Origin of the sequence: Paenibacillus sp. USHLN196 (assembly GCF_037144955.1) — a bacterium.
Classification (GTDB): domain Bacteria; phylum Bacillota; class Bacilli; order Paenibacillales; family Paenibacillaceae; genus Paenibacillus; species Paenibacillus xylanexedens_C.
Window position 1 is genome coordinate 46,582 of sequence record NZ_JBBCYH010000007.1, and the last position, 25,465, is coordinate 72,046.

24 protein-coding genes are annotated in these 25,465 nt (G+C 47.9%); 12 read left to right on the plus strand and 12 right to left on the minus strand.

The features are described 5' to 3' along the window. Window positions 1-90: 90 nt before the first annotated feature. A complete protein-coding gene (locus tag WFI24_RS18040) occupies window positions 91-267 on the minus strand; it encodes an aspartyl-phosphate phosphatase Spo0E family protein (protein WP_336762993.1) in 177 nt (58 codons plus the stop codon). Window positions 268-814: 547 nt separating this feature from the next. On the opposite strand from WFI24_RS18040, the gene WFI24_RS18045 reads away from it, so the two are divergent. Together WFI24_RS18045 and WFI24_RS18050 are read left to right on the plus strand one after the other, a co-directional pair. After that, complete coding sequence (locus WFI24_RS18045) at window positions 815-1,438, plus strand: acetate uptake transporter (protein ID WP_336762995.1); 624 nt, start codon at window positions 815-817, stop codon at window positions 1,436-1,438. Window positions 1,439-1,643: 205 nt separating this feature from the next. After that, a complete protein-coding gene (locus WFI24_RS18050) occupies window positions 1,644-2,156 on the plus strand; it encodes an acyl-CoA thioesterase (RefSeq protein ID WP_026081401.1) in 513 nt (170 codons plus the stop codon). Between the two features lie 41 nt (window positions 2,157-2,197). Here WFI24_RS18050 and WFI24_RS18055 read toward each other — a convergent pair whose 3' ends face one another. Continuing rightward, entirely contained in the window at window positions 2,198-3,274 is a 1,077-nt protein-coding gene (locus WFI24_RS18055) for an anthranilate phosphoribosyltransferase (protein ID WP_336762997.1), read from the minus strand. An 18-nt stretch (window positions 3,275-3,292) separates the two neighbouring features. Continuing rightward, a complete protein-coding gene (locus WFI24_RS18060; protein WP_336762998.1) occupies window positions 3,293-3,886 on the minus strand; it encodes an ANTAR domain-containing response regulator in 594 nt (197 codons plus the stop codon). 591 nt (window positions 3,887-4,477) lie between these two features. Here WFI24_RS18060 and nirB point away from each other — a divergent pair. The 4 genes from nirB to cobA are packed head-to-tail and all read left to right on the plus strand — an operon-like array spanning window position 4,478 to window position 8,939. After that, entirely contained in the window at window positions 4,478-6,919 is a 2,442-nt protein-coding gene (nirB, locus tag WFI24_RS18065) for a nitrite reductase large subunit NirB (RefSeq protein WP_336763001.1), read from the plus strand. A gap of 16 nt (window positions 6,920-6,935) precedes the next feature. Further along, window positions 6,936-7,253 (plus strand): nitrite reductase small subunit NirD, encoded by a 318-nt coding sequence (nirD, locus tag WFI24_RS18070; protein WP_074092734.1) that lies wholly within the window; start codon window positions 6,936-6,938, stop codon window positions 7,251-7,253. Between the two features lie 37 nt (window positions 7,254-7,290). After that, window positions 7,291-8,172 carry a formate/nitrite transporter family protein gene (locus tag WFI24_RS18075; protein WP_336763003.1) on the plus strand — a complete coding sequence of 294 codons (882 nt, stop codon included), beginning with the start codon at window positions 7,291-7,293 and terminating at the stop codon, window positions 8,170-8,172. Continuing rightward, a complete protein-coding gene (gene cobA / locus WFI24_RS18080) occupies window positions 8,169-8,939 on the plus strand; it encodes a uroporphyrinogen-III C-methyltransferase (RefSeq protein ID WP_336763005.1) in 771 nt (256 codons plus the stop codon). The genes WFI24_RS18075 and cobA overlap by 4 nt, the downstream gene beginning before the upstream one ends. A 6-nt stretch (window positions 8,940-8,945) precedes the next feature. Here the strand turns inward: cobA and WFI24_RS18085 are convergent, their stop codons facing one another. Further along, on the minus strand, window positions 8,946-9,584 hold the full coding sequence (locus tag WFI24_RS18085) for a TetR/AcrR family transcriptional regulator (protein WP_336763007.1): 639 nt from the start codon (window positions 9,582-9,584) through the stop codon (window positions 8,946-8,948). 194 nt (window positions 9,585-9,778) lie between these two features. On the opposite strand from WFI24_RS18085, the gene WFI24_RS18090 reads away from it, so the two are divergent. Further along, window positions 9,779-10,546, plus strand: coding sequence for an SDR family NAD(P)-dependent oxidoreductase (locus WFI24_RS18090; protein ID WP_336763008.1), 768 nt, complete (start codon window positions 9,779-9,781; stop codon window positions 10,544-10,546). Between the two features lie 430 nt (window positions 10,547-10,976). Here the strand turns inward: WFI24_RS18090 and WFI24_RS18095 are convergent, their stop codons facing one another. The 3 genes from WFI24_RS18095 to WFI24_RS18105 form a co-directional block, all read right to left on the minus strand. Continuing rightward, complete coding sequence (locus WFI24_RS18095) at window positions 10,977-11,231, minus strand: hypothetical protein (RefSeq protein ID WP_124116914.1); 255 nt, start codon at window positions 11,229-11,231, stop codon at window positions 10,977-10,979. Between the two features lie 157 nt (window positions 11,232-11,388). Further along, window positions 11,389-12,702, minus strand: a complete 1,314-nt coding sequence (locus WFI24_RS18100; protein ID WP_336763010.1) for a sensor histidine kinase — start codon at window positions 12,700-12,702, stop codon at window positions 11,389-11,391. Beyond that, window positions 12,702-13,379, minus strand: a complete 678-nt coding sequence (locus WFI24_RS18105; protein WP_336763435.1) for a response regulator transcription factor — start codon at window positions 13,377-13,379, stop codon at window positions 12,702-12,704. Before WFI24_RS18105 ends, WFI24_RS18100 begins: the two co-directional genes overlap by 1 nt. 254 nt (window positions 13,380-13,633) lie before the next feature. On the opposite strand from WFI24_RS18105, the gene WFI24_RS18110 reads away from it, so the two are divergent. Genes WFI24_RS18110 through WFI24_RS18120 form a run of 3 tightly spaced genes read left to right on the plus strand, consistent with a single transcriptional unit; the run spans window position 13,634 to window position 17,468 of the window. Continuing rightward, window positions 13,634-14,452, plus strand: a complete 819-nt coding sequence (locus tag WFI24_RS18110) for a polyphosphate polymerase domain-containing protein (protein ID WP_100528190.1) — start codon at window positions 13,634-13,636, stop codon at window positions 14,450-14,452. Further along, window positions 14,445-15,125 carry a DUF4956 domain-containing protein gene (locus WFI24_RS18115; RefSeq protein WP_336763012.1) on the plus strand — a complete coding sequence of 227 codons (681 nt, stop codon included), beginning with the start codon at window positions 14,445-14,447 and terminating at the stop codon, window positions 15,123-15,125. Before WFI24_RS18110 ends, WFI24_RS18115 begins: the two co-directional genes overlap by 8 nt. A gap of 27 nt (window positions 15,126-15,152) precedes the next feature. Beyond that, a complete protein-coding gene (locus WFI24_RS18120) occupies window positions 15,153-17,468 on the plus strand; it encodes a carbohydrate-binding domain-containing protein (RefSeq protein ID WP_336763014.1) in 2,316 nt (771 codons plus the stop codon). 159 nt (window positions 17,469-17,627) lie between these two features. Here WFI24_RS18120 and WFI24_RS18125 read toward each other — a convergent pair whose 3' ends face one another. Both WFI24_RS18125 and WFI24_RS18130 read right to left on the minus strand, forming a co-directional pair. Beyond that, window positions 17,628-18,206: a class I SAM-dependent methyltransferase gene (locus WFI24_RS18125; protein ID WP_336763016.1), complete on the minus strand. Its 579-nt coding sequence runs from the start codon at window positions 18,204-18,206 to the stop codon at window positions 17,628-17,630. A gap of 26 nt (window positions 18,207-18,232) precedes the next feature. Beyond that, window positions 18,233-18,904 carry an FHA domain-containing protein gene (locus WFI24_RS18130; RefSeq protein ID WP_145324818.1) on the minus strand — a complete coding sequence of 224 codons (672 nt, stop codon included), beginning with the start codon at window positions 18,902-18,904 and terminating at the stop codon, window positions 18,233-18,235. A 414-nt stretch (window positions 18,905-19,318) separates the two neighbouring features. Between WFI24_RS18130 and WFI24_RS18135 the strand changes: the two genes are divergently transcribed. Continuing rightward, window positions 19,319-19,471, plus strand: coding sequence for a hypothetical protein (locus WFI24_RS18135; protein ID WP_336763019.1), 153 nt, complete (start codon window positions 19,319-19,321; stop codon window positions 19,469-19,471). Between the two features lie 408 nt (window positions 19,472-19,879). On the opposite strand, the gene WFI24_RS18140 is transcribed toward WFI24_RS18135, so the two are convergent. Both WFI24_RS18140 and WFI24_RS18145 read right to left on the minus strand, forming a co-directional pair. Further along, window positions 19,880-22,468 (minus strand): DUF2339 domain-containing protein, encoded by a 2,589-nt coding sequence (locus tag WFI24_RS18140; RefSeq protein WP_336763021.1) that lies wholly within the window; start codon window positions 22,466-22,468, stop codon window positions 19,880-19,882. A gap of 189 nt (window positions 22,469-22,657) precedes the next feature. Then, window positions 22,658-23,701: an LCP family protein gene (locus WFI24_RS18145; RefSeq protein WP_336763023.1), complete on the minus strand. Its 1,044-nt coding sequence runs from the start codon at window positions 23,699-23,701 to the stop codon at window positions 22,658-22,660. 112 nt (window positions 23,702-23,813) lie between these two features. Between WFI24_RS18145 and WFI24_RS18150 the strand changes: the two genes are divergently transcribed. After that, window positions 23,814-24,788, plus strand: coding sequence for an aldo/keto reductase (locus tag WFI24_RS18150; RefSeq protein WP_336763437.1), 975 nt, complete (start codon window positions 23,814-23,816; stop codon window positions 24,786-24,788). Between the two features lie 147 nt (window positions 24,789-24,935). On the opposite strand, the gene WFI24_RS18155 is transcribed toward WFI24_RS18150, so the two are convergent. After that, window positions 24,936-25,397, minus strand: a complete 462-nt coding sequence (locus tag WFI24_RS18155; RefSeq protein WP_336763025.1) for a MarR family winged helix-turn-helix transcriptional regulator — start codon at window positions 25,395-25,397, stop codon at window positions 24,936-24,938. Window positions 25,398-25,465 lie beyond the last annotated feature (68 nt).

Genomic DNA, 25,465 nt, shown 5'->3' on the forward strand with positions numbered 1-25,465 from the left:
CATTTCGGCGATATTCATGCCCGTTTGTACGATCAAGCGTTGCTCATCTATATGATTCGTCCTGTATATAAAATCAAAGTTCCTTTGGGTTCAATTCCGTGAATGATTCCGGTTAATTCGGTTGTACTCATTGATCAATTCGTCCAATGCCATAGACTGCCGAATTACATCGGGATGCCCGAGACCACCCTTGTTATGCTCTACCAGCATATGAAGGCTATGTCTGGCCTTCTCTATTTTATTTTTCAAATCCAAACTCATAACCATGACCCCTGATACCTCCTTATTCTGTGAACCATTTTAGTTTTTCCTGTCAATCTATAGTTGGATTAACATATGGCATAGGGGACAAGGATGTTTTGTATTCTTCTCCAAATTTTGATAAATACTATTCTATCATACAAGAGTGTATCCGTGAAAGACTGATGCAACGCCTTTTACCCGTTATCTAAATAGCTGGATTCTATGGCTCGACTTCACTGCCTACTTTCAGAATCGAATGTGTCGTAATTGTGTATATTTAAATGTAAACCAAAAAAAACACCTCACCGTCTACACACAGACAGGAACATATGATTTTCCGTATTTCCCCATTATTAAACCGATTTCATCGTTACCTAATCCTGACACAAGTCTTTCAATGGTTCGTCCATTGGTGCAAAAGGTAATAAAATCCCTTTCCATAACGAGGCCATTCAGGTACAATAGGGCGATGTGTGTGTCCGGACCCGGCGGATACAAATGATGTAATTTAGAGGACGGCCAACGACGGCCATTGATCCTGATTTGATATTATTGGAGGCTTATCATCACCATGCAGACTGATTCACAGACTAAAGTCAAAATTGTTAATGCCGATCCCAGCGCAATGGGATTATTTGGGTTGGCCATTGTAACCCTGGTCGCTTCTTCACAGAAGCTTGGCATTACAGAAGGACTTAGCTACGCTATTCCTTGGGCGATCTTCCTGGGTGCTTTTGCCCAGTTATTCGCTTGCATTCAAGATTCCAAACGCAACAACACCTTTGGCACAACGGCTTTTGGCGCGTACGCATTCTTCTGGTTCGCCATGGCTGCCAACTGGATGATCAAAATGGGTGTATTCGGCTCCACGCTTGCTGAACAGGCCGATGGCAAGCAACTCGGATTTGCTTTTGCCGGATATCTAGTATTCACCCTATTCATGACGATCGGTGCTATTGAAGCAAATAAAGTATTGCTTATCATCTTCATTCTGATTGACTTCCTGTTCCTTGGTTTGACCTTTGACGCTTTCGGTATAGCTCCTCACATTTTCCATACCATTGCAGCATACGCTGAACTGGCGATCGGAATTGTGTCCCTGTACGGTACAGGTGCTTCGGTACTGAATGCTCACTTTGGCTATACGTTCTTGCCGATCGGCAAACCGTCCGGCATTTTCAAACCCAAGGCTTAATATACAGCAGTAAACCGCCAGCGCGCCGGTCCGCGCCTGGCGGTTTTTTTGCACCCTGACTTCATTTGAATATGTATCTGTCCGACACCTATACTAGGGATAATAGATCATAAATAGACCCTGCAACACAACAAATGCCACAGCAGCCATACTGTAAGGAGGAAAAAGCATGAGAGAGATACCGAAACCTACGGAGATGGATCAGGTGGAGAAAAAGTATGTACGCGAAACGCGTTGTTTTAAGACGGCACGGGTGTTTCCAACCGATGTCAACAATCATAATACGCTGTTCGGCGGCAAGCTGATGTCCTACATCGATGATATTGCGTCCATCGCTGCATCGAAGCTGTGTCGGGTCAATACCGTAACGGCTTCAACCGACTCGGTCGATTTCCTGTACCCAATTAACCCGACAGATTCCGTTACGCTGGAATCGTTCGCGTCCTGGACAGGACGAAGTTCCATGGAGATTTTTGTGAAGGTGATTCGTGAGGATCTGAAGACCGGTGAGAAGAAAATTGCGGCGACGGCTTTTCTGACCTTTGTGGCCCTGGACGAAAATAATCGCAAACTGATCGTACCCCGCATTATCCCGGAGACGGAAGAAGAGAAGAAACTATACGAGACCGCTCCGGATCGGGCGGCCATGCGGAAACAACGGCGGGAAGAGAGCAAGAAATTCGCTGACTTCCTGACCGTCACATATCCATGGGAATAAAAACACGCTAAACAATAACAAGATTGAGCACAAGCATTACATTATCTGGACGATGCCGGATAGATGGACATGGGTCTGCTATCCGGCAGTTCGCCACCCATGGAGACACACCACTGTTGGTAGAGGCGATACGCCGAACCACTCTCCAGTAACCCCTGACAGGTGTATATGCCCTCTTCGATGGAATTGACACGTCCCGCCGCGTACAAACGGAAGCCCCCATTTAACAAGACCTGATTCACAAAAGCAATATGACCCTCCCCGCTTAACACACTTTCTGCCACTTCGAGCTGCTTGGCAGCCGTCCATACCAGTTCCGGCACAGGCATATCCAGTTCATAAGCAGCGGGGTCAATGAGTTCCAGCTTCATATCTCCGTCTTCTACTGCGTATACGCGGGTTGGCCGATCGATGTACAGATCTTCAGAACCTTCCATTCCCTGTACCACATAAGCACGGCGGTAGGTAAAGCGGGTAAGCAGCTTCGCAATCCGATCCAGAAAAGTATTATGAAATACACCAAACACCAGGTATGGTGAACGGTTATAATCTATCAGTTTCTCTGCCGTATTAAACACCGTGCGGAAGCCCAACTCTTCCCGTAACGGACGAAGCTTACGAAGAGGCGCGCACCAATCCTCGGAAGACACGTACATGACACCCGAACGCAGTGCAGCACTCCGGGCATCTTCACGATCCATCTTACCGGTATCTATTCCTGCTTCCTTCAACAGTACCGACAACGTAACGCCCCACTTGGGTGGTAAAGGATCACTCCCGTGTAAAGTCACCGGCAACCCTGCCGCTGCGAGTACAAATGCAACCGGAAACGTGGCCATGAATGACTTTGTCCGTCCATCATAAGGACCGGCACAGTCCAAACCGTCCTGAAATACGGAGAAACGTTCCGCACTGTTACGACAAGCATGAACAAAAGCTTCCAGTTCCTCGACGTTTTCCATTTTCATACGTTCAGCCATAAGAAACGCAGCCGTCTGGGCAGGGGAAACCTCCTGTTTCAGGATTTTCTCTGCTACGGTCAGTGCCTCTGTATAATTCAGATCACGCGAGCCTCGTTTCCCACGTCCGACCTCTCGGAGTATTTGAGACATATCCATGCAGAACCCTCCTTCCGATTAAGACTGGAGCAGTTGATGTGCCTTCACAATTGCTGTAGCTACATCGACCATCCGTTTGCGTTCATCCATCGCTTTCTTGCGTAACAGATCATAGGCTTCGGCCTCCGAAATCTGCTTCAGATCACTGAGGATAGCCTTCGCCATATCAATCCACTTCCGATCTTCCAGCCTGGATTGCAATTGCTTCCGTTCCTGCTCCCACTGCTTGCGTTCCATATAACGTCGGGCTGCAAAGTGAAGGGTCCAGTGGATCTCTGGTCCGGACATCGATGGTGTAAGTATTCCATCAAGTGAGGTCTCCACCTCGCAAGATTCTGCGGAAGAAGAGGCCGTATCTGGCGCGCACCACCAGAGCAGCGGGGTATCCGACTTGCCCTTTCCCAGGCAGTTCCCCCAGTATTCCACATCAGTCAGGGATAGGTGTAAAATGGATGCTTCCGCCTCACGAGCCAGCTTCAGCACTTCCGTTTCACTGCCTGCCACTTGTACATGGTACCCGTTTGCTCCCAGCAGCCTCTCCGGTGTCAGAGGGATTGCATCGGATGAGGCAGCTATCGTTGGTTGTACACGGATGACCAATAAAGATCGCATGATGGATCAATCCCTCCCTATTACGTATAGTCAGAGTCCATAACATTTAAGGCGTTAATACATGAAAGCAATAAATGTGTCATGTTACCTGACAAAAACCAAATAGTCACGATTATACGTTCTGAATTCAACATGTTGATAAGCATTTCATGCCTCGCCATCCTGCACTAATAAAGGGTGAAACAGCGACCATGGCACCTTTTCTACAGTTTTATTCATAACCGGTATACTAATTTTATCTAAATTCTTCATTCTTATGAAGGTATGTCTGTAAAACGTCGTCTTCCCATTGATATTCCAATAAACTCATGTAAACATAATTAACTTTAAATTTCAAATACTTTTTTATGTTAACTATCTTGACATGGTTAGATCGATCTTTTATAGTTAAGCCATAACAACTCCATATTTGAATCGATCACAGTTACAACGGCGTAGCTGGTTGAAACGGCAATGAAGCCTGTTTTGCAATCTCGGAGCAAGGGATGCGTATGTATATGCGCAAGTCCTCCGAGGCATAACAGGCTTTTTCGATTTTAGAGACAAGGTTTTGAGGCAGTTTGCAGAATGGACCTAAGGGGGCTAATCATAATGAGTACAACGAAAAAACTGGTGCTGGTCGGTAATGGCATGGCGGGAATCCGCACAATCGAACATATCCTTAAGCTTGCTCCACACGCTTATGAAATTACAGTCTTCGGCGCAGAGCCGCATCCCAACTACAACCGGATCATGTTATCTTCTGTACTGGCTGGCGGAACATCCATCGAAGATATCGTAATCAATGAGTGGAGCTGGTACGAAGATAACGGCATTCGGGTGTACCCGGGTGACCCCGTCGTTCAGATCGATACCAAGCGCAAGGAAGTTGTATCTCAGAATGGTGTACGCGCAGCCTATGATGAGCTGATTATGGCAACTGGCTCACAGGCGTTCATCCTCCCTCTTCCCGGAGCTAACAAGGAAGGCGTGATCGGATTCCGAGATATTAAAGACTGCGAGACCATGATGGCAGCATCACAAAAGTATCGCAAAGCTGCCGTCATTGGAGGCGGATTGCTTGGACTGGAAGCAGCGCGGGGACTGCTTAATCTGGGCATGGACGTCACTGTCATCCATATTAACGGCCATCTGATGGACCGGAACCTGGATTTGCCGGCAGGCCTGATGCTCCAGCGTGAGCTTGAAGATCAGGGCATGAAGTTCCTTTTGAACAAACATACCGAAGAAATCACAGGCAAACAACGGGTAAAAGCCATACGTTTCACCGATCAAACGGTGCTTGAAGCGGATCTGGTTGTCATGGCTGTCGGGATTCGCCCGCAGATTGAACTGGCTCGCAATACCGGCCTCGATGTGAATCGCGGAGTCATTGTAGATGATTATATGCATACCAGCATCCCTGGCATCTCTGCCGTTGGCGAATGTGCAGAACACCGCGGTATTGCCTACGGACTGGTTGCTCCATTATATGAACAAGGTATGGTGCTCGCAAAACGCCTGGCTGGTGCGGCAACCGATGGATACGAAGGTTCAGTCACTTCTACCAAGCTGAAAGTATCCGGTGTTGACGTATTCTCTGCAGGACAATTCAAAGACGCTGCGGACACTCGCAGCATTCGTATTCAGGATGACGTTGATGGTGTGTACAAAAAGATGGTGATGAAAGACGGGCAGCTCATTGGAGCTGTATTGTTCGGAGATACCACAGACGGCGCTTCTCTATTTTCCCTCATTAAGAGTGGTGAGAACATCAGTGGTCGAGAGAAAGAAATTTTGCTCGGTGTACCTTCCGGTGGTTCAGGCTCGGGTCCATCTGTCGCAGAACGCATGGCAAGTATGCCGGATGACGAGATCGTCTGTGGTTGTAACGGTGTTACCAAATCTTCCATCGGGGACGCCGTTCTGAATAAAGGCTGTAATACACTCGGTGCAATCAAATCCTGTACCAAAGCCTCGGCTTCTTGCGGTGGGTGCAAACCTATTATCGAAAACCTGCTCACGTATTATGCCGGCGATAATGTAGGTGAACAGACCAAAGAAGGCATCTGTGGCTGTACATCCTATGATCGGGATGAGATTGTTGCACAGATCAAGGAGATGGGACTCAAAAGCGTCAAGGAAGTTATGAACGTTCTCGGTTGGAATGAACCGGAAGGTTGCTCCAAGTGCCGTCCTTCCCTCAACTATTATCTCGGGATGATCTGGCCGGCTGAATACACGGATGAGCGTGTATCCAAATTCACCAATGAACGTTATCACGCCAACATCCAGAAGGACGGTACCTACTCCGTTATTCCACGGATCTATGGTGGTGTCACTTCCCCGGCGGAATTGATCAAGATTGCAACTGTCGCAGAGAAATACGATGTGCCTTTGGTGAAATTCACGGGTGGACAACGACTCGATCTGCTCGGTGTACAGAAGGAGAACCTGCCGAAGATCTGGGAGGAACTCGATATGCCTTCCGGTTTTGGTTATGGCAAAGCGCTTCGTACGGTGAAGACTTGTGTAGGTAATACGTTCTGCCGATTCGGCACACAGGATTCCATTGAGATGGGTATTCGTCTGGAGAAAAAACTCGACAAGATGGTAGCTCCAGCCAAAGTGAAACTCGCTGTCTCGGGATGTCCGCGGAACTGTGCTGAAGCGACCATCAAAGATCTGGGTGTTGTCGCCATTGATGGCGCTTGGGAGATTCATGTTGGCGGTAACGCGGGAGTCAAGGTTCGTGCAGCCGAGTTGCTCTGTACGGTGAAGACCGATGCGGAAGTGGAAGAGTGGACTTACTCTTACCTGCAATATTATAGAGAGAACGCAAAATGGAATGAGAGAACAGCGGCTTGGATTGAACGGGTTGGTCTGGATCATGTGAAGGAAGCATTGGCGGATCGGGATGTACGTCTCGCTCTGGTTGAACGTCTGGAAGTAACACTGGGTCACACGGTTGATCCTTGGAAAGAAATCATTCAAGACGAGAAATTGCGTAAAAACTTCACCCCACTGTCCGGTGCCGAGCCGGTAACCCACTAGAAGAGGAGGAACAGCGATGAACAAATTCCGGATTGGACACCTTGCAGATATTGATGAAAAGGGAGCACGGACATTCCTGATACAGGATACCGAAATTGCAGTCTTCAAACTGAGCGACGGAAGTCTGCACGCCGTCGAGAATCGCTGCCCTCACAAGGGCGGCAAGCTGTCGGAAGGCATGGTATGCGGGACAGCAGTTCATTGTCCTTTGCATGATTGGAAGATTGATCTGCGTAACGGTAAGGTACATGAGCCGGATGAAGGCTGCTTGAATACCTACAAAACAGAAGTGGACGGCAACAGCGGAGAAATCTACATCACAATTGCGGGTTAAAGGCTAGAGATACCCTGACATCAAGGAGGCGTGCGCTATGGATTTTGTTAAACCTGCAGAAGTGCTGCAATCGATGGTCGAAGCTGGTGAGAGCAAAGCCAGAATGAATCGGGTACAGATGCTGATCCGCGGTTTTCTGGCGGGGGCTATCCTTGCCTTTGCAACCACACTGGCATATACCGCTGTATCTCAAACTTCCGTTGGTTTGGCAGGTGCACTGATATTCCCGGCGGGATTTGTCATCATTATTCTGCTGGGTCTCGAATTGGCGACAGGAAACTTTGCGATGCTTCCACTCGCGGTGTTGAAACGTAAAATTACATGGATGGATATGCTCCGAAATTATTTCTGGGTGATCACAGGACATCTGCTCGGATGTGCATTCTATGCTCTGTTATACGGCTTGACCATTACCAAGATGGGTACGGATATGAGCAACCCTCTAATTCAAACGCTGATCCAGACCAGTGAAGCCAAGACACTGGGGTATCAGCACTTGGGTGGAGCTGGCATTGTTCTGGTCACCATCAAAGCCATTCTATGTAACTGGATGGTTACACTCGGGGCAGTGATGGCGATGACCTCCACTTCCACAATGGGCAAAATTGTAGCGATGTGGCTGCCCATTACGATATTTTTCGCTCAGGGATTTGAGCACGCTGTGGTAAATATGTTCGTCATTCCGGCAGGCATGATGCTCGGCGCACAGGTGAGTGTCGCTGACTGGTGGCTGTGGAACCAGATCCCGGTGTTGGTGGGTAACCTCATTGGTGGAGCTATATTCACAGGCCTCGGTTTGTATGCTGCACACCACTGGGGAAATCCGGTGAAGCTATCGACCAAACTGGCAACCATTCAGGGTGGCCGTTCAGGATTGGCAAGTTCCGATGCTGCACCGAAATTGGGGACACGATCATGAGCCGGGGCCTGGTTAGTATTGTTGGTGCTGGTCCTGGAGATCCGGATCTGATTACGGTAAAAGCCCTGAAACGTATTCAGTCTGCAGATGTCATTATGTATGATCGGCTTGTGAATGATCAATTGCTCGCTGAGGCTCGTGAAGGAGCACTCCGCATCTACTGCGGCAAGGCGCCAGGCCTTCACTCCATAAGTCAGGAGATGATTGGACGGATGCTTGCTGCACATGCAGCGGAAGGCAAACAAGTTGTACGTCTCAAGGGTGGCGATCCGTTTATCTTTGGTCGTGGTGGTGAAGAAGCGCTTGTGCTGGCGGAAGCAGGGATTGCATTTGAAATCATTCCCGGTATTACTTCAGCTGTAGGTACATCCGCTTCATCCCTTATTCCGTTAACCCATCGCGGGGTTGCTTCATCCTTCGCATGTGTCACGGGAACCGGCAGTGATGGAAGTGTATCTTCGGTCCGTTGGGACCTGCTCGCCCATAGTGTAGATACATTGGTCGTCTACATGGGTATTAGCCAACTGCCCCAAATCCAACATGAATTGCTTCACCATGGCAAAAGTGGAACCACCCCCGCAGCTTTAATCGAACGGGGAACCACTTCGGAGGAACGCATTATTACCGGCACACTTGCAGAACTCCACTCCCTCGCCAAGTCGCATAAAGTGAATAATCCCGCATTAATTATGGTCGGCGAGTCTGTCCTGATCCGCGAACAGCTGCTTCAGATGCAACAGGCCACGAACGCACCCATGACCGGATAATCTGACTTAATCCAACAGCATACGCTCGTGAATAGTCCGACCCTTCTGCCCTGGTTCAATCAGCAGACGGGTCGGTTTGATGTTAATCAGTGCCGTAAGCTGCTCTCCCATATAATGCGCAGAATATTTGAATCCAATCTCTGCCCAATGCATGATCACGCCTACTGTAGCAGATACCAGATAACTTAACATGATGTCGTAATTAATCGTCCACTCACTATCCTCGGTCACCAATACAAAATCTTCGGTTAGATACGTTCTAAACATATTGCAGAGCCGGGAACCCATATCCGAATGCATCGTTATTAATGCACGAAAGATATCCTGATGGGCTTCAATATATTCGAATACAGGCATCGTGGATGGCAGCAATGCAGTCATGTCCACTTCTTTGAGCTGTGCGTATGGTTCTGCATAAGCTCGCCCCACTCCCTGCATGAAATCATCCAGTATGAACTGCAACAACTCCGGTTTGCCGGGAAAATGTAAATAGAAGGTTCCTCGGTTGTAATCCGCCCGCTCCGTGATATCTCGAATGGTTAAAGCATCCGCTCCTTTCTCTAATATCAAAGAAACTGCCGCAGCGATGATGGCATCCTGCGTTCTTCGTGCTCTCCGGTCCTGAGGATGTTCTATGATCAACATTCTCGCCTCCTTTGTTCATTATTGTAATATAAATGAACACCGCTTACATCCCTGTCCGATAGCTGACATATGCGCTGTCAATGATTATTGTCACATTGCTATGTATATCTTAACATTGAGACAGGAAAGATAGACGACAGGTTGAAACTTTTTTTGAAAAATACCTGCCAATAATGATAAGGAGCGGATATATCATGAGTACATCTTATACACATACAGCCGTTATTACAGGAGCAGCCGGAGGCATTGGTAAAGAATTGGCACGCCGCCTCGCTGAGCGCAAAATCAACTTGGTTCTGGTGGACCTGAATGAAGAAGCCATCCAGCAGACAATTACCGATCTAAACCTCGACAAAGAGCACGTAATCGCAGTAAAAGCGAACGTATCCCAGGAAGCAGACGTGAAAAACTATGTGCAAAAAGCACTTGATGCGTTTGGCCGAATCGATTATTTTGCCAACAATGCTGGGATCGAAGGTCCAACAGGGCTGATCGAAGACCTGAGTGTTGAAGCACTGGATATGGTCTATAACGTCAACATTCGTGGGGTATTCCTGGGTCTGCAAAATGTCATTCCAGTTATGAAAAAACAAAAATCCGGTGCGATTCTCAATACCTCTTCCCTCGCGGGTCTGATGGGTGCACCTGCTGTGTCTCCATATATTATGTCCAAACATGCCGTAGTTGGTCTCACGCGTACCGCTGCGAATGAACTCGCACCTTATAATATTCGGGTTAACGCTGTATTGCCAGGCACAATCAACACACGTATGATGCGCCAGATCGAAGCTAATTCCGGTAACGTGGAAGATTATCAATCAGCAACCGTGTCCAGCATTCCAATGGGCCGTTACGGTGAACCAGAAGAAGTCGCTGCGGTAATGAACTTCCTGTTGTCCGAAGAAGCATCCTATGTAACAGCTTCCCTCTACACCGTAGATGGTGGCATGTTGGGTCAATAAGAAGCTGCAAACGGTAGGATTGCTCGATAGATTGGGTCGATAGAAATTCAAGTCCATCCTTAGAAAAGTTCAACCGACAGGTATTCCCGAAGGAACGCCTAGTCGCTACAATCTAAAAAAGGCCTCAACACCACAGTAACGTGGAGTTGAGGTCTTTTTTACAGTACAACACTTGCCATGCATAAGGCTGCATATGTGAAAATGTACTTTTGAAACAGCCATTACTTTTGGAATAACCATTAACGCCTCGTTACACTCTGTGATCACTCTAACGAATCTCAGACACGCTAATTCCGCAGAAATGCTGCAACTGCATCGGAAATTAACATATATCCAGAGAATAACATCTCTGAGATTCGTTAAATTCCCAAACGAGAGAGAAATACCTAATAGCGCCTGTCAGGTTCGTTAGATTTTGCCTATGCCGAACTTAATCTACGTACCCTGCGTGACCCTTGTCCATCAGATAGTCCATTTCAGCATCCAGAATGCTTTCCACGGTCAACTCGTCCAACTTCACATCTTTGCGGCTAAGAATATAGTCAGCCAGATCATCGCCGTCAATATCAACATCGTTGCCTTTGGCATTCTCATGCGCCTTGTTGATGTACGCTTGCTCATGCTTCAGCACAAGAGCGATATTCGCCTGGCTTGCCTTCGTTTTATCTGCAATATATTGCATCATTTCTTGTTCATTAATTGCGTTTGCTTCTGCCACGTCAGTTCATCTCCTTGATTCATACATACTGTTGCCATTGTAGCATAGGTTAACCCAATACAGGCAGAACTTATGCCTGACCAACGATTATAAAGTGGGAGCAAAGGAGCGCATCTCTCCAACCCTACGACAACCGCACGTAAAATGCAGCGCCTTCTCCGACCACGCTTCGAGCATACAACTCTCCTTTGTGCTGATCCACAATGGAACGGGCAATCGCCAGACCCAGACCATGCCCACCATGTTTGCGTGCTCTTGAAGAATCCGTACGATAGAATCGATCGAAGATCCGATCCAGATGTTCCGGTGCAATGCCTTCCCCTGTGTTGGACACAGCCAGCATGACATCATTATTCTGTTTCTGGAGGGTGACATTCACAGACCCTTTGGGACCGGAATACTTCACAGCATTATCGAGCAGGATCAGAATGACCTGTTTGATCTGCTCACTGTTCCCATGAACCATAAGGTTCGGCTCAATGTTGTAATCGAGGGAGATGTTTTTCTCAAATATGACGGCCTCCATCGGCAAAATAATACTTTCCACCGCATCGCTCATATTGAACTTCGCATGAATCATCGTTGAGCGCGAGTCGTCCATCTGTGTCAGATAGAGCAGATCATTCGTAAGTCCGGTCATGCGCTCGGTCTCCGACTTGATATAGTGAAGCCATTTCCCCTGGTTCGCTATGGTATCCTCTTGATTCGCGAGCAACACGTCGGCATTGGTATTGATGATCGCCAGCGGCGTCTTCAACTCATGCGAAGCATCACCGATGAATTGTTTTTGCTTCTCAAACGCTTCCCTCACTGGTGCAATGGAACGATTCGCAAAATAACGGCTCAAGAAGTAGATCACAATCAGCATAACCAGTCCGACAACTGCAAATGTATAGATCAGATTCGTAAGAATACCTTGTTGTGCCGTCACATCAATGAAGACAATCATGTGCCCATCACCGCTCGGATCAACCACATAGGCCCAGTCCGTTCCATCCAGCGCAAATTGTCCAGTCTGCCGTCCCGAATCATCAACTTTATCTTGGTCAACTTTTTGCAGTGCCTCGGTGTAGAACGTATCTTCCATATCAAAGCGGGAATGCGTATCCGTAATCTTCCACTGGTCATCCGTCTTGATCATGAACGACACGGAACGTGCTGGAGGTGAGTTGGGATCCCCTCCCGGTCCTCCATTATCGCCACCCACGGCATCGGAGGGAAACGAATCTGAACCGGAACCCTGCCCTTCCCCGTGCGGCATCTTGGATGAATTATAAGGACTGTGGTAGAAATCAGATACTTTGTACAACTCCATATTCGTCTCACGTTGCACATTCTGATAAGTAATCGTATAGATCGTCGCAAATGCCACCAGCATCATAATGGAGATGGACACCAGATTCACGATTAAGAATCGATTTCGGAGTTTCTTGAACATCAGGACGTCACCTCAAGTACATACCCCACACCCCGAATCGTGTTAATGCGGACAGCAGAGTTCAGGAAGGTTAATTTTTTACGTAAAAACGAGATATATACCTCCACATTGTTATACTCCACTTCCGAATCGAATCCCCATAACTTTTCAATAATCTGCTCTTTGGAGGTAATCGCCTGTTTGCGGGCAATCAACAGCTCCAGCAGTTCATTCTCCTTCAGATTCAGCTTGATCTCCTTACTTTGAACGCTCAGCTTCAACTGAGTTGTATTCAGCTCAATATCGCCAAACTTCAGCCCATCTTCGGGAACCACTTCACCCTTCCGCCGTAAGGCTGCACGAATCCGGGCCAGCAATTCTTCTGTGGCAAAGGGCTTGGCGATATAATCATCGGCACCATAATCGAGACCTGTGACTTTGTCCGATAGTTCACCTTTCGCAGTAAGCAGAATGACAGGCGTATGATTCCCTTCACTGCGAAGTTTCTTCAGGACGGTGATCCCGTCCATCTCCGGCATCATGATGTCGAGCAGTAACAGGTCGTATATGCCGCTCTGCGCATAATCCAATCCTGATCTGCCGTCGTGGACCATGTCCACAGAGTAATTGTTTTTTTTCAAAATCTGCGATACAGCCTCTGCCAAATGAACCTCATCTTCCGCAATTAATATTCTCATCATCTATTCATTCCTCTGCTTGAATTATTCGTCTTCATTAACCCTTGTATGATATCGCCTATTCTATCAATCAAACCTTGAATCAATCTTAATTCATTTTGTGCATGCGCACTATTATAGGAAGGTAAAAAAATGTTAACGCAATGTAAAACCATTTAAGATTCATTCAAGGTTGGGGCTCTAAGATACAGACATGGAAGCAATACACGATGGAACAAAACATACAACTCGCAAACGAAAGGAATGAGTCCCACATGGCGATTGAAGTATTCAACCGATATGAGAGCAAGTATCTTCTGACGGATGAGCAGTACGCACATTTCTACAATGACCTGCTGAAATACATGGAGCTGGATGCCTACAACAAGAAACATGAGTATTACTCCATCAGCAACCTGTACTTCGACACTCCGCAGGATTCACTGATCCGCGCCAGTCTCTCCAAACCAAAATACAAGGAGAAGCTGAGACTGCGGGCTTATGGAATACCTGAAGAGAATGCCAAAGTGTATCTGGAGATCAAAAAGAAAGTCTTTGGCCTGGTGAACAAGCGCAGAACCGCCTTGAAGCTGGATGAAGCTTACGAATTCGTCCGTTCAGGACAGGCGCCGGAGCTGGCGGATTACATGAACAAGCAGGTTGTCGAAGAGATCAAATATTTCCTTCGGGTATACGATCTGGAACCGAAAGTATATCTGGCGTATGAACGCAAAGCACTCTTCGACAAGAACAGCCGGGATCTCCGCATTACCTTTGACACCAACATCCGCAGTCGCAGATACGATCTGAAGCTGGAACAGGGAGATTACGGAGAACCGCTGGTGAAGGACGGTCGATGGCTGATGGAAGTGAAAGCCGAGAAAACCGTTCCGATGTGGCTGTCACAACTGCTGTCTGAACATGGGCTGTATCGTACCGGATTCTCCAAATACGGCAACGAGTACAGACATCTGGCGAGAACAACGAACCTGAATTACCAGACGGAACGCATTCTTGTGCCAGGTACCGATTTCAACCCATCCATAGAACAAGATAAAACGATCATAGAAAGAGAGCGTGTCCTATATGCTTGATTCACTGTTCAGTTCCGCCCTAACCGATACTAACCTGACGTTTAACAACGCCATCATCACCATTGGTCTTGCCATCATTCTGGGGTTAATTATCAGCCTCACCTACATGAAGACCAACCAAAGCACATACTCCCAGAGCTTTACCTTAACGATGGTCGTCCTGCCCGTCATTGTCGCCATCATCATCCTGCTCATCGGCAGCAACATCGCTCGAGCATTCAGCTTGGCAGGTGCCTTCTCCATCATTCGTTTCCGCAGTGCCCCTGGTGATCCAAAAGACATTGCTTATGTATTGTTCACGATGGCTTCCGGTCTTGCCTGCGGTGTAGGCGCTTTTGGATACGCGGTGTTGTTCACCATTATCCTGTGTGTACTGATGTTTGTCCTGAGTCGCTTCAACTTCGGCGGCAAGAAAAGTCAGCTGAAGACGCTGAAAGTCACCATTCCCGAGAACTTGAGCTATGAAGAAGCACTCAATGAAGTGTTCCATACATTCAATGTACCTTTTGATCTAAAAAAAATCAGAACGACCGAACTCGGCAGTCTGTATGAGCTGGTCTACAGTGTAACCATTCACGAAAGTGTTAGCCAAAAGGAATTCCTCGACGCCATCCGTACACGGAACGGCAACCTGGATATCTCCTTAACCATGAGTCCAACAACGGAATATTAATTTTTAATTCGAAGGGAACGATCCAATATGAAGAAGAACATGATAACAGGCAGCAAACTATGGTCCATCGCTATGATTACCAGCCTACTCGCAGCATGCAGTGCACCAGCAACCACAAGCACAACGGCCAATGCCGCAACGTCAACGACAGGAACAACCAAAACGGTATCCGTCAGCGAGCAAACTTCTGTAAAATACGCAGATCTGGTCTCTCTGGATGCGGACGATACCAATATTAGCTGGAGTGAGGCGGATTCCACAGCGATTAAGCTGAACGGAACAACGGCAACAGTAACCGGTTCGGGTGCCAAAGCAGCGAATGGCTCAGTAACCATCTCCGAGGCAGGCACTTATGTACTTAGCGGTGAGCTAACCGACGGCCAGATCGTGGTTAACGTTGCCGATAAGGGCACCGTACATCTCGTATTAAACGGAGCAACCATTCATGATAACGACAGTGCAGCGATCTACATTCAGAAAGCCGGTAAAGCGGTGATTACGCTCGAAAAAGGAACCAAGAATACCGTTTCCGATGGTAAAACATATGTGTACGCCGACGCTACGACAGATGAGCCGGATGCTGCGATCTTCAGTAAAGCGGATCTTACGTTCAACGGTGCAGGGCAATTGACCGTCACAGGTAACTATAATGAAGGTATTACAAGCAAGGATGACCTGAAAATCATTAGCGGGACCATCAGCGTCAAAGCAGCCGATGACGGCATCAAAGGTAAAGATATGATTGCCATCCAAGCAGGTACGATTACCATTCAAGCCGAAGGCGACGGTATTAAATCGACCAATGACACGGATACCACCAAAGGCTACGTTGCTATCGCAGGAGGCACCTTCGATATTCAGAGTGGCAACGATGGTATTCAAGCCGAAACCGCTCTCGTTGCGGATGGCGGCACATACAACATTGTGACCGCCGGCGGTAGCGCCAATGCACCAGCCAAAGTAGAAGAAGGTCCATTTGGCGGCGGTGGCGGTGGATGGGGTGGCGGCACACCTCCAACCGATATGGGTACACCACCAGATGGCGAACCTCCTGCAGATATGCCGGAGATGCCTAATAACAGCGGTACCAGCAGTACGAATGCAGGTGCTAATACGAATGACGCAGCAGCATCCAACTCTGCTAGTGCAGCACCAGCGACGGATTCCAATGCCGATGCGGATACAGCAACAACAGCAACCGAGTCCACAAGTGCCAAAGCGCTCAAAGCAGGTACAGACCTTACGGTTAATGGCGGTACGTATACCATTGATTCCATGGATGATTCCCTGCACAGCAACAATAACGTAACCGTCAATGACGGAACATTCAATATTGAATCCGGTGATGACGGCATTCATGCCGATCAGGAGCTAACGATTAACGGTGGAACCATCACCATTGCGAAGAGCTACGAAGGACTTGAGGGGGCAGTTATCACCCTGAACGATGGGGATGTGGATGTAACAGCATCCGATGATGGCGTAAATGCTGCAGGTGGCGAGACGGAAACAGCTGCGAATACAGCGGCAAGTACAGCTAGCGCTACTACAGCAACCGATGCCGCAACGACTTCCAACATCTCTGTAACCGAAACGACGGGCACAACATCGACTACCGATCAGGCATCCCAAGGTACAGATGCAGGTCAAGGCCGCGCACCCGGCGGTATGCCAAGTGCAACAGCGAGCAATAACGAGTTTCACATTAACGGCGGTTCCCTCACGGTGAACGCAGGTGGTGATGGACTGGATTCCAATGGTTCCATTAACATGACTGGCGGAACGGTTATTGTGAACGGACCGACGGATAGCGGCAACGGAGCATTGGATTATGACGGCACATTTGAAATCAGCGGTGGGTACCTCGTGGCTGCTGGAAGCTCTGGCATGGCACAAGGAACATCCGATGCATCTACGCAAAATACCATTGTGATGACATTCCCTGCAACACAAAAAGCTGGAACACTTGTACATGTACAAGATAGCGAAGGCAACAACATTCTGACATTCGCTCCGGCAAAAGATTATCAAACCGTGGTTGTCAGCTCCCCGGATCTTGCAAAAGATGGTTCCTACGTGATCTACTCCGGTGGTACGTCGACAGGTAAAGCGGTAGATGGACTCTACACAGACGGTACGTATAGTGGTGGAACTCAAGTGGTTGCCTTCCAATCGACCAGTAATGTAACTTGGGTCAATGAATCTGGTGTAACTACAGCTAATTCAGGTATGGGTGGTCCAGGAGGAGGCCGTGGCCAAGGCGGCTTCGGAGGCGGTAGAAATCGGACGCAATCCGGTACAACCTCTGAGAGCACAGGCACTACTACGGGTTCTGCAAAATAAGACATGATGCTGAGCGGATAAAGGTTACCTCGCTAGCTCAGACTAAACAAAAAAGGCTCCGAATTCACGTTCACAGTGAGTTCGGAGCCTTTTTACGTTATCTCTCTAGAAACAGGATTACACCGCCCTGTTTAAGGGAAAGTGGATGTACTCCTTTTTTCAGAAGGTGTAGACATACACCTTGGTGCGTAAGGCATCCCGGCATGTAATGGTACGTAGTGGTTCTTTTCCCGGCAAGGCAAAACAGACGCTAATCACCTTGGCCCCGGGCGGAAGCTCCCGACTGAACTTGTCCAGAAGTTTAGTCATGGCACCTGGGAACAGATAACAGATTACGCAGTCTGCATGTTCGTAGGAACTGGTGTAGATATCCCCGCGCATGAAGCGCAGCCTGCCCTGAAGAGAATGTCCTTTTCCCTTCGCTCGCCTTAAGCGAACACTCAGATAGGCAATCAGTTGGGAAGACCACAAGGGAATGATAGAATTCTCAATCCCAGTCAGCCTTTTACCAGGACAATGCCTTACAACATCCAGTCCCAGTGTGCCCCATCCGGAGCCCGCTTCAAGCACATCACCGTACCCGGGAATCCGGTTCACCTCTTGAATGACCACCTGCCTGACGCGGCTGGATGTGGGCATCGGTGAAATTCCATTCTTCCAACTGATGAGTACGATCGATACGACACCGATCAATGTCACCACGGCAATCAGCCATGGAATCAGGTAAATGCTGAACATGATCACATCCCTTTGTTATCACTCATTCATTCCGGCACATGAGACTTCATATATACACCTTTTTTGTATACAGACTTAATGGTAAAGTGTACACCCAGCTTGCGATTCGTCCGATAGATCAGCGAGTTAATCTCGTCGATTCCCACCGCTTCACTCTCCAGCATACTCCGCTCCGGCCACACCTGAGCCACAATCTGTTCCCTTGTCACAAAGTGGTCCAGCTCACTGTACAGCAACTTGAACAGCTGATATTCCTTCTTGGATAGTGGAATTTCCACTTCTCCAATCTGCACCGTTTGCAGGTGATCCTGTAAACGTACGCCCTCACCCAGCAGATCCGACACACGATATTCCCTGGTCTCCCCAAGATCGCCTTCCGTGCGAAGCTGGATCAGTCCGTTGACCAACGTCAGGCTGTCTCCCTCGCCAAACGGATATTTCTCATACGGAACGAGGCGCTGCCCGTTCAGTTCGGTTCCATTTTTGCTATCCAGATCCTCAATCCATAACTGCTGTTGTGCATCATAATGAATGCGGCAATGCCGCTTCGATATCATCTGATTATAGACAGACAAGTCCAACTCGCTGCCGCCTGTGTAACGTCCCACGGTAATGGAGCGACCCTGGCTTACATAAGCGAATGAGCCGTCACTTTCCTGTCCTGGCGTACGAATGACGATTTTTGCCGTCTCCCGCATATTATTCTCCCACCTTCAACGATCACTCGATCTCTATAAGAGGTTGTTCAAAAAGCCCGCTTTTGATTACTACGGATGCCTAACGGCATCATCAGCATCGAATATGGAATTCAGCCGAAATGTCCGTTGCTCACGTAGGTTTCCCTACGCTCCGCTACTCCATTTCTAGCTTCACCCCATCTTCTCGGTACTGAAAACCGGTCTTTTTGAACACGTACTATACAAATTTCGTTAACAATAATGATAAGATCATCAGATTTGTTCCATTGTTTGCACCGCTATACATCCATATAGTGATATACAGGAACGATTTATGTTTGGTTCTGCTAACTCTACTATACCAGACGTTGTGCTTTTTTTCTCATAACGGCCGGATGTCTACTTTAGCTCATTCAACAAGAGAGGTACCTCCCTATGAACAAAAAAAACATTTTCATATACGTGCTGCTCGCCTTCGCCTTGTCCATAACATTAACCGTGCTCTCCCGTATGCATGACGATGGCGGAGAATCACTGAAAGGCACGGCTTCCGAAACCTCATGGTTACAAATGAAGATCCAACCCTAAGTCTACTCTATTATAACGTGATCTCCGCGCAAAACGTTTCACGAATGTCATATTACTGAGCCATAGAACTCACATCAATAAGGCCCCAGATTGCTGGTAACAGCAGCCCGGAGCCTCATTTCAATCCAAAGAATCTATATTACACGAAAGATCGTCTATGAGTTGCATAACAGAGATAACGCCTGATTTCCCAAAGCGAAGTGAAGTGGAGAGCGGACTCTCCCATCATCCGCACTCACATCAACGCCGCTTCTTTCTCGCACCGAATTTCCTCCAGCCATACACGACAAGAGCTACAGGGCCAGCAATCCATAACAACTGCCAAAGCATAATTTTCAGGTCGAATCCCATTTCAAGAATCCCTCCCCATATGATCGCAAAGGTCACTACAGTCGTTCAAAATCAAAATTAATCTTGGTCTTCCTCAGGTACAGTCGGTTCGTCGTCAGGCTTTGCTGTCTCTCTGGACTGTATTTCCTCCATCCGGCTGGACACCTTCTGATACAGGTAGGAAATCCCCAGCAATAGTACGCCAAAGCTGAAATAGGCAAAGATTTTGCTGCCCGATGTCAGCATACCCACATCATAGAACACCATCTTACCCGTTGCGAACAACGTTAGTCCCAGACCCAGACGCCGAATCATGACATATTTTCTACGGAATCCATACGCAATATAGAGAATCGCCAGCAGCAGATAGATCAGACTGAACATCAGCCCCACATCGCCCCACTGGAACTGAATCGTCAGAAATACGGTGATGACACCCAGCAGATATACCCCTGCGATAACCGGGTACCATTCAATGCTCTTGAACTGCCCTCGGATGCCTGCAATCAGTAGATCCCTTCCTGCAAAGAATACCCCTACGTTAAAGATGATCAGCACCAGTAAACCAACAATCTCAGCCGCGGTATGCTGCTGAACTTCGGGCTGAAGCGCTGGCATAGTTAAGGTTACGGCCAGTGCAATACAGCAGCCAACGGCATGAAGGAAGGTGGTGTACACTTGCACGAAGCGATCACGTAACAACGTCACTTTGCTCAGTCCATAGGCCAATGCAATGGTGAGTGCTGCGAACATCAACAACTTGTAGAACATGTATAACAGGAACGTCCCATCGACAGCTCTGGTATACAATTCATTCGACTCATACAGTGCGTATAACCACAGATTCGCAAGTGCTACATACTTGAATCCGTTCAGGAAACCCAGCTCCAGCGCGCTGTAATTGAATCTCTCTCTGGAAGATGAGTTGCTGTGAACTGCCCAGGCATAATACAGTGTAATAAGTAAGGTTCCCAGCGTGATGCTGGTGTATTTTAACATAAAGTAAGAACGTTCCCCGATGAAGAATAGCGCCAGAAGGTCATAGTACACAAAAGTGATTAGACATAGAAGCACGATGCCCCATCCGGCACGTTCCACCGATTTGAGCCGTTTCAGATGTCCGAGCGTTACTAGCAGAACGCCTTCAATTAACCAACCCATCGATAACCACTTGGCCCCGAACTGGAACGGAATAATCAGAATGGCGAAGGTTAGGGAAGTGGCATAAAAGAGTAGAATCGTCTGTTTCTCCTGAGCCATATTGCGCTGAACGAATCGTGCGAGGCCCAGATACACCACGCAGAAGATTAACGCCAGCAAGCCCTGAGCATCATTCCAACCCGCCACATCAAATAACACGTATAACATCAGACAACTAATGCTCGTATTCATGGCGAGTAGAGCGAAATCCCACCAGGTTAACTTCATTCGATGTTTGAAAGGATATGCCAGCGTAATGCCCAGATATAATGCAAAGGTTACAATGGAATACAGCATGCCAATCTTCTCACTTGGCGACAGCCATAAGAGGATGAGCATGGACGGTGTGTTGAACAGAAAACTGATATAGTGTACCACAGGCCAACGTTTGCCGAATGAGATGAATACAATAATGCCGTTTAAGAGCAGCAGATAGATCATGGCTACATAGACAGCAGGGCCCTCAAGCCCGAACGAGAACATGTAGGAGAATAGCGGAAGATATCCACCTACTAGACCCAATGAACAGATGGTCTTCGACTGGTATCTCAAGGACAGCAATACAGAGATTGCCGATACCAATACAGACAAGCCAAGTCCCGTATATAACCCGATAATATGCAGTAAAAAGTAACTATAGAAGATGGATCCGAACAACACGGAGATCCCGCCGCCGAGCAGCCCCATCGCGAACGTCTGCCTTTTGCGACGGAACAGCCACTCTCCTCCCGCTAGCATCAGTGCACCGAGCAGGAAAAAGGCTCCGCTCTTCATCTCGTCATTAAACCAGGTCGAGTACGAGTATTGGAATGCTGCTCCAACACCCAGAATGAGAAGCAGGATGGCTACTTTGTTGATCCAGCTGAGTCCGATTTTCATCTCCATACGATTCTGCTTGATCCGGCGTTGAATAGTCTCTTCGCTCAATCCCTCCTCCGCCATCTGCTCATACCCACGACCCATGTTCCCACGTAAAGCCTCTTCTCTCTCCCGTACGGCCTGTCTGTGCATTTCAATCCGCTCATTCACCTCTGCCGCAAGGTAAGCAATCCTCTCCTTCACTTCGTGAGAATCTTCTTGCAACTCCTGTGCTGCCCGGTTGTACAGGGCGTTTAGATTGGATTTGGTTCGATGTTCATGAGATGCAATTCGATCATTATGTACCGCTGTTTTCCCTTGAAAATAGGTCTCCATCTTCTCCCGGGATACCCGGATCAGATTCAGCTTCTCATCCAGCATCTGTTCGGATAACGCCATGCGAAGACGTGCATTCTCTTCTTCCATCTTGCGCGAGCGAAGTTCGAGCTGTTGCAGCTTGAGCTTGTGGGCTTCGTACTGTTCTTGCAGCTGTTCATTCTGAACGATCAGGTCATCGGACTGGTATTCCTGGAGCAGGGCGTGATACTCCTTCGCCAGTTGCTTCTGCTGCTCCTGAACCTGTTGAAGCCGTTCCTTAAACTCCTTCATGAGCTTCCTCCGTTGGTTGATGTTTAATCTTTTCCCTATATTTTACTATATGTATGCCATAAAAAGAGGTTTAAACATTAGATATATCCGTGCAATATTTCATCCAAAGGATCTCAAACGCAAAAAAAGCCGGGAAGCATACGCTTCTCCCGACTTATATTCATATGAGCTTTGCACAAGAATCGAGGCTTATGCCGCATCACTCGTCTCCGATTGGTCAGCTGATTCGGGCTCAATTATCTCGGTCGCATCCGGGTCCAGCCAACTGGCGATCATGCCACGCACATATTGCAGATCGTCGTCCGACAGATCGTAGAACCATACACCACTGCGCGTTGCACCCTCACCCTTCAGCATATAATTGCTGATCGTTGGGATGCTGTCTTTCATATATAAGGACTCGGCAAATTTCACGATAAAGTCCGAGGTCATGTTGGTTGTGAAATTCGATCCGGCAATCTGGATTACATCCGGAATCTTGGTCAGATTTTTGACCTCCAGCGCACGATTCATGAAGGCACTTAAGAAAATCCGATGACGCATCGTCCGATTGAAATCGGAATCTTCCCGATAACGCACATATCCAAGCGCTTCTTCACCGCTATAGATTGGTTTGTTGGCTTCGACAAACAGCTTTTCATGCGCTTTTGATTTGTTCTCAATATTCTTTTTGATCGGCAGTTCAACACCGCCCACCGCATCGACAATATCCTTGAGCCCGTTAAAATTAATCGCGGCATAGAAATCCACTTTGTTCCCTAGCAGATTCTCCACCGTATCCATCGCCATCTTGGCTTCACCGTGGGCATAAGCTGAATTGATCTTCGACTTCACATCCCGACCGACAATCTCGGTATAGGAATCACGCGGAATAGATAGTAACAGCACTTTATTGTCTTCTGGACGCACGACGGAATAGATGATAGTATCCGAACGGCTTGGTTCATTATCCCGCTGGTCAATCCCTAGCAGCAACAGCGAGAAAGGATCGGTATGTTCCACAACGGGTGCATCCTTATCACCAACCGGCTTGAAGGATTCATCGAGCGTTTCCTTTACGGTATCCGAAGCAAACAGGTTAAATGCAAACACGACGAGTTGCTTTTGATAGATAAATCCGAGTCCTCCCAACACCAGCAGCACACTCAGGATGATGATCAACGGCTTCTTCCATCTCTTCTTCGTTTTCTTCGGCTTCCGCCTTGTTAAATGTGCAGCACTGTTTTCCATCATATCTCCTTTAATAACGGGTTCTTAGAATCATTTAACTATATTAATAACACGTTTTCAATAGATTACGTTATAATCTGCTATACATAAATGAATAGAGAAGGAGCGATGAATGATGGAATATCGACATTTGGGCAATAGTGGTCTGCGTGTGTCGGCACTGGGGCTCGGCACCAATGCGTTCGGCAAACGCGCGGATGAAGCAGCTTCTACCCGCATTATTCATGCAGCGATGGATCAGGGCATCAACTTTATCGATACCGCCAATATCTATGCAGGTACAGAATCAGAACGCATCATCGGACAGGCCCTCGCAGGTCGACGGGAAAACGCGGTGCTTGCTACCAAAGCCGGATTACCCCGGCATGATGGTCCCCATGGGCGGGGTTCGTCCCGCTACCATCTGCAACAAGAGCTGGAACATAGCCTGCGGCGTCTGCAAACGGATTATGTGGATCTGTACCAGATCCATACTTTTGATCCGCATACACCGCTGGATGAGACACTGCGCACACTGGACGATATGGTCACTTCCGGTAAAGTCCGTTACATCGGAGCCTCCAACTATGCAGCTTGGGAGCTGATGAAAGCACTGGGGATCAGTGAACAGAAAGGTTATGTACGCTACATCTCCACCCAAACCAGTTACTCTCTGGCTGACCGTACACCCGAGCTAGAATTGATACCCATGTGTCTGGATCAGGGTGTAGGCATTATCCCGTATTTCCCACTGGCAGGTGGCATTCTCACAGGTAAATATAACGGACAGGCAAGTGTGCCTTCCGGGTCCAGAGCAGACACCGATCCGTCCTTCAACCGTTTCCTGCTGGAGCATAACATCCAGCTAAGTGAACAAGTGAGTGCTAAAGCTGCTTCATATGGCTGCTCCCCGAGCGTGCTGTCACTCGCATGGCTGCTGGCACGCCCCGCTGTCTCCACAGTGATTGTCGGCGCTACACGCACTGAACAGCTGAAACACAATCTCGCTAGTCTGGACTTGTCACTGCCAGATGAGCTGTTGTCTGATCTAGATCAGATCAGTGACTCTTTCCGCCGCCGCGAGCCGTTTGCGTCTTACCGAATCGATTGAAGCAAACCGGAATAAACCTCCCTATGCTTGCGTTGGGGAGGTTTGTTTCATATCTGGCATATATATATCATAAAATAATTAATTAGAAAAATTTCCAGTTTCACTACAATCTGTAGTTTAATAAAATAAAAAAATGTATATTAAAGATTATCCCTCTGTCTTATGTTGAAAGAACTTCTGCATAATCTCCAAATACTCTTCCTTGCGGTCACCCACAATATCAAAGAATGCCTTGTCAGACTCCTCTACCAGGTGGATCCCCTCTACAGCCAGACGGGTTCCTTCTTCCGTCGTTGTAATAATATTGGCACGTGTATCCGTCTGATGACGAGCACGGGTAATCAACCCTCTCTTTTCAAGCGCACGCAGCACCTGAGAAGTCACGTTAACGTCCACTTTGGCAAATTGGGCAATCTGAACTTGCGTAACGCCTTTGCCTTCCTCATCGTGTTCATTGAGCCATAGACAGGCGTGCAACAATACAAATTGCGGTTGTGTCAGTTCGAGGGGCTCCAGCACTCTGCGTACTTCCTTTTGCCACATCGCTGTAACCTGCCAGAGCAGATATCCCGGGCTTTCCTGTGCATTTTTATACCGTGAGCTTGTCATTTCATACCTCCATGATGTGTGACTTATGCAGCAGAATGTGTACCCATCAGACATTCAAGCAAGTCCGT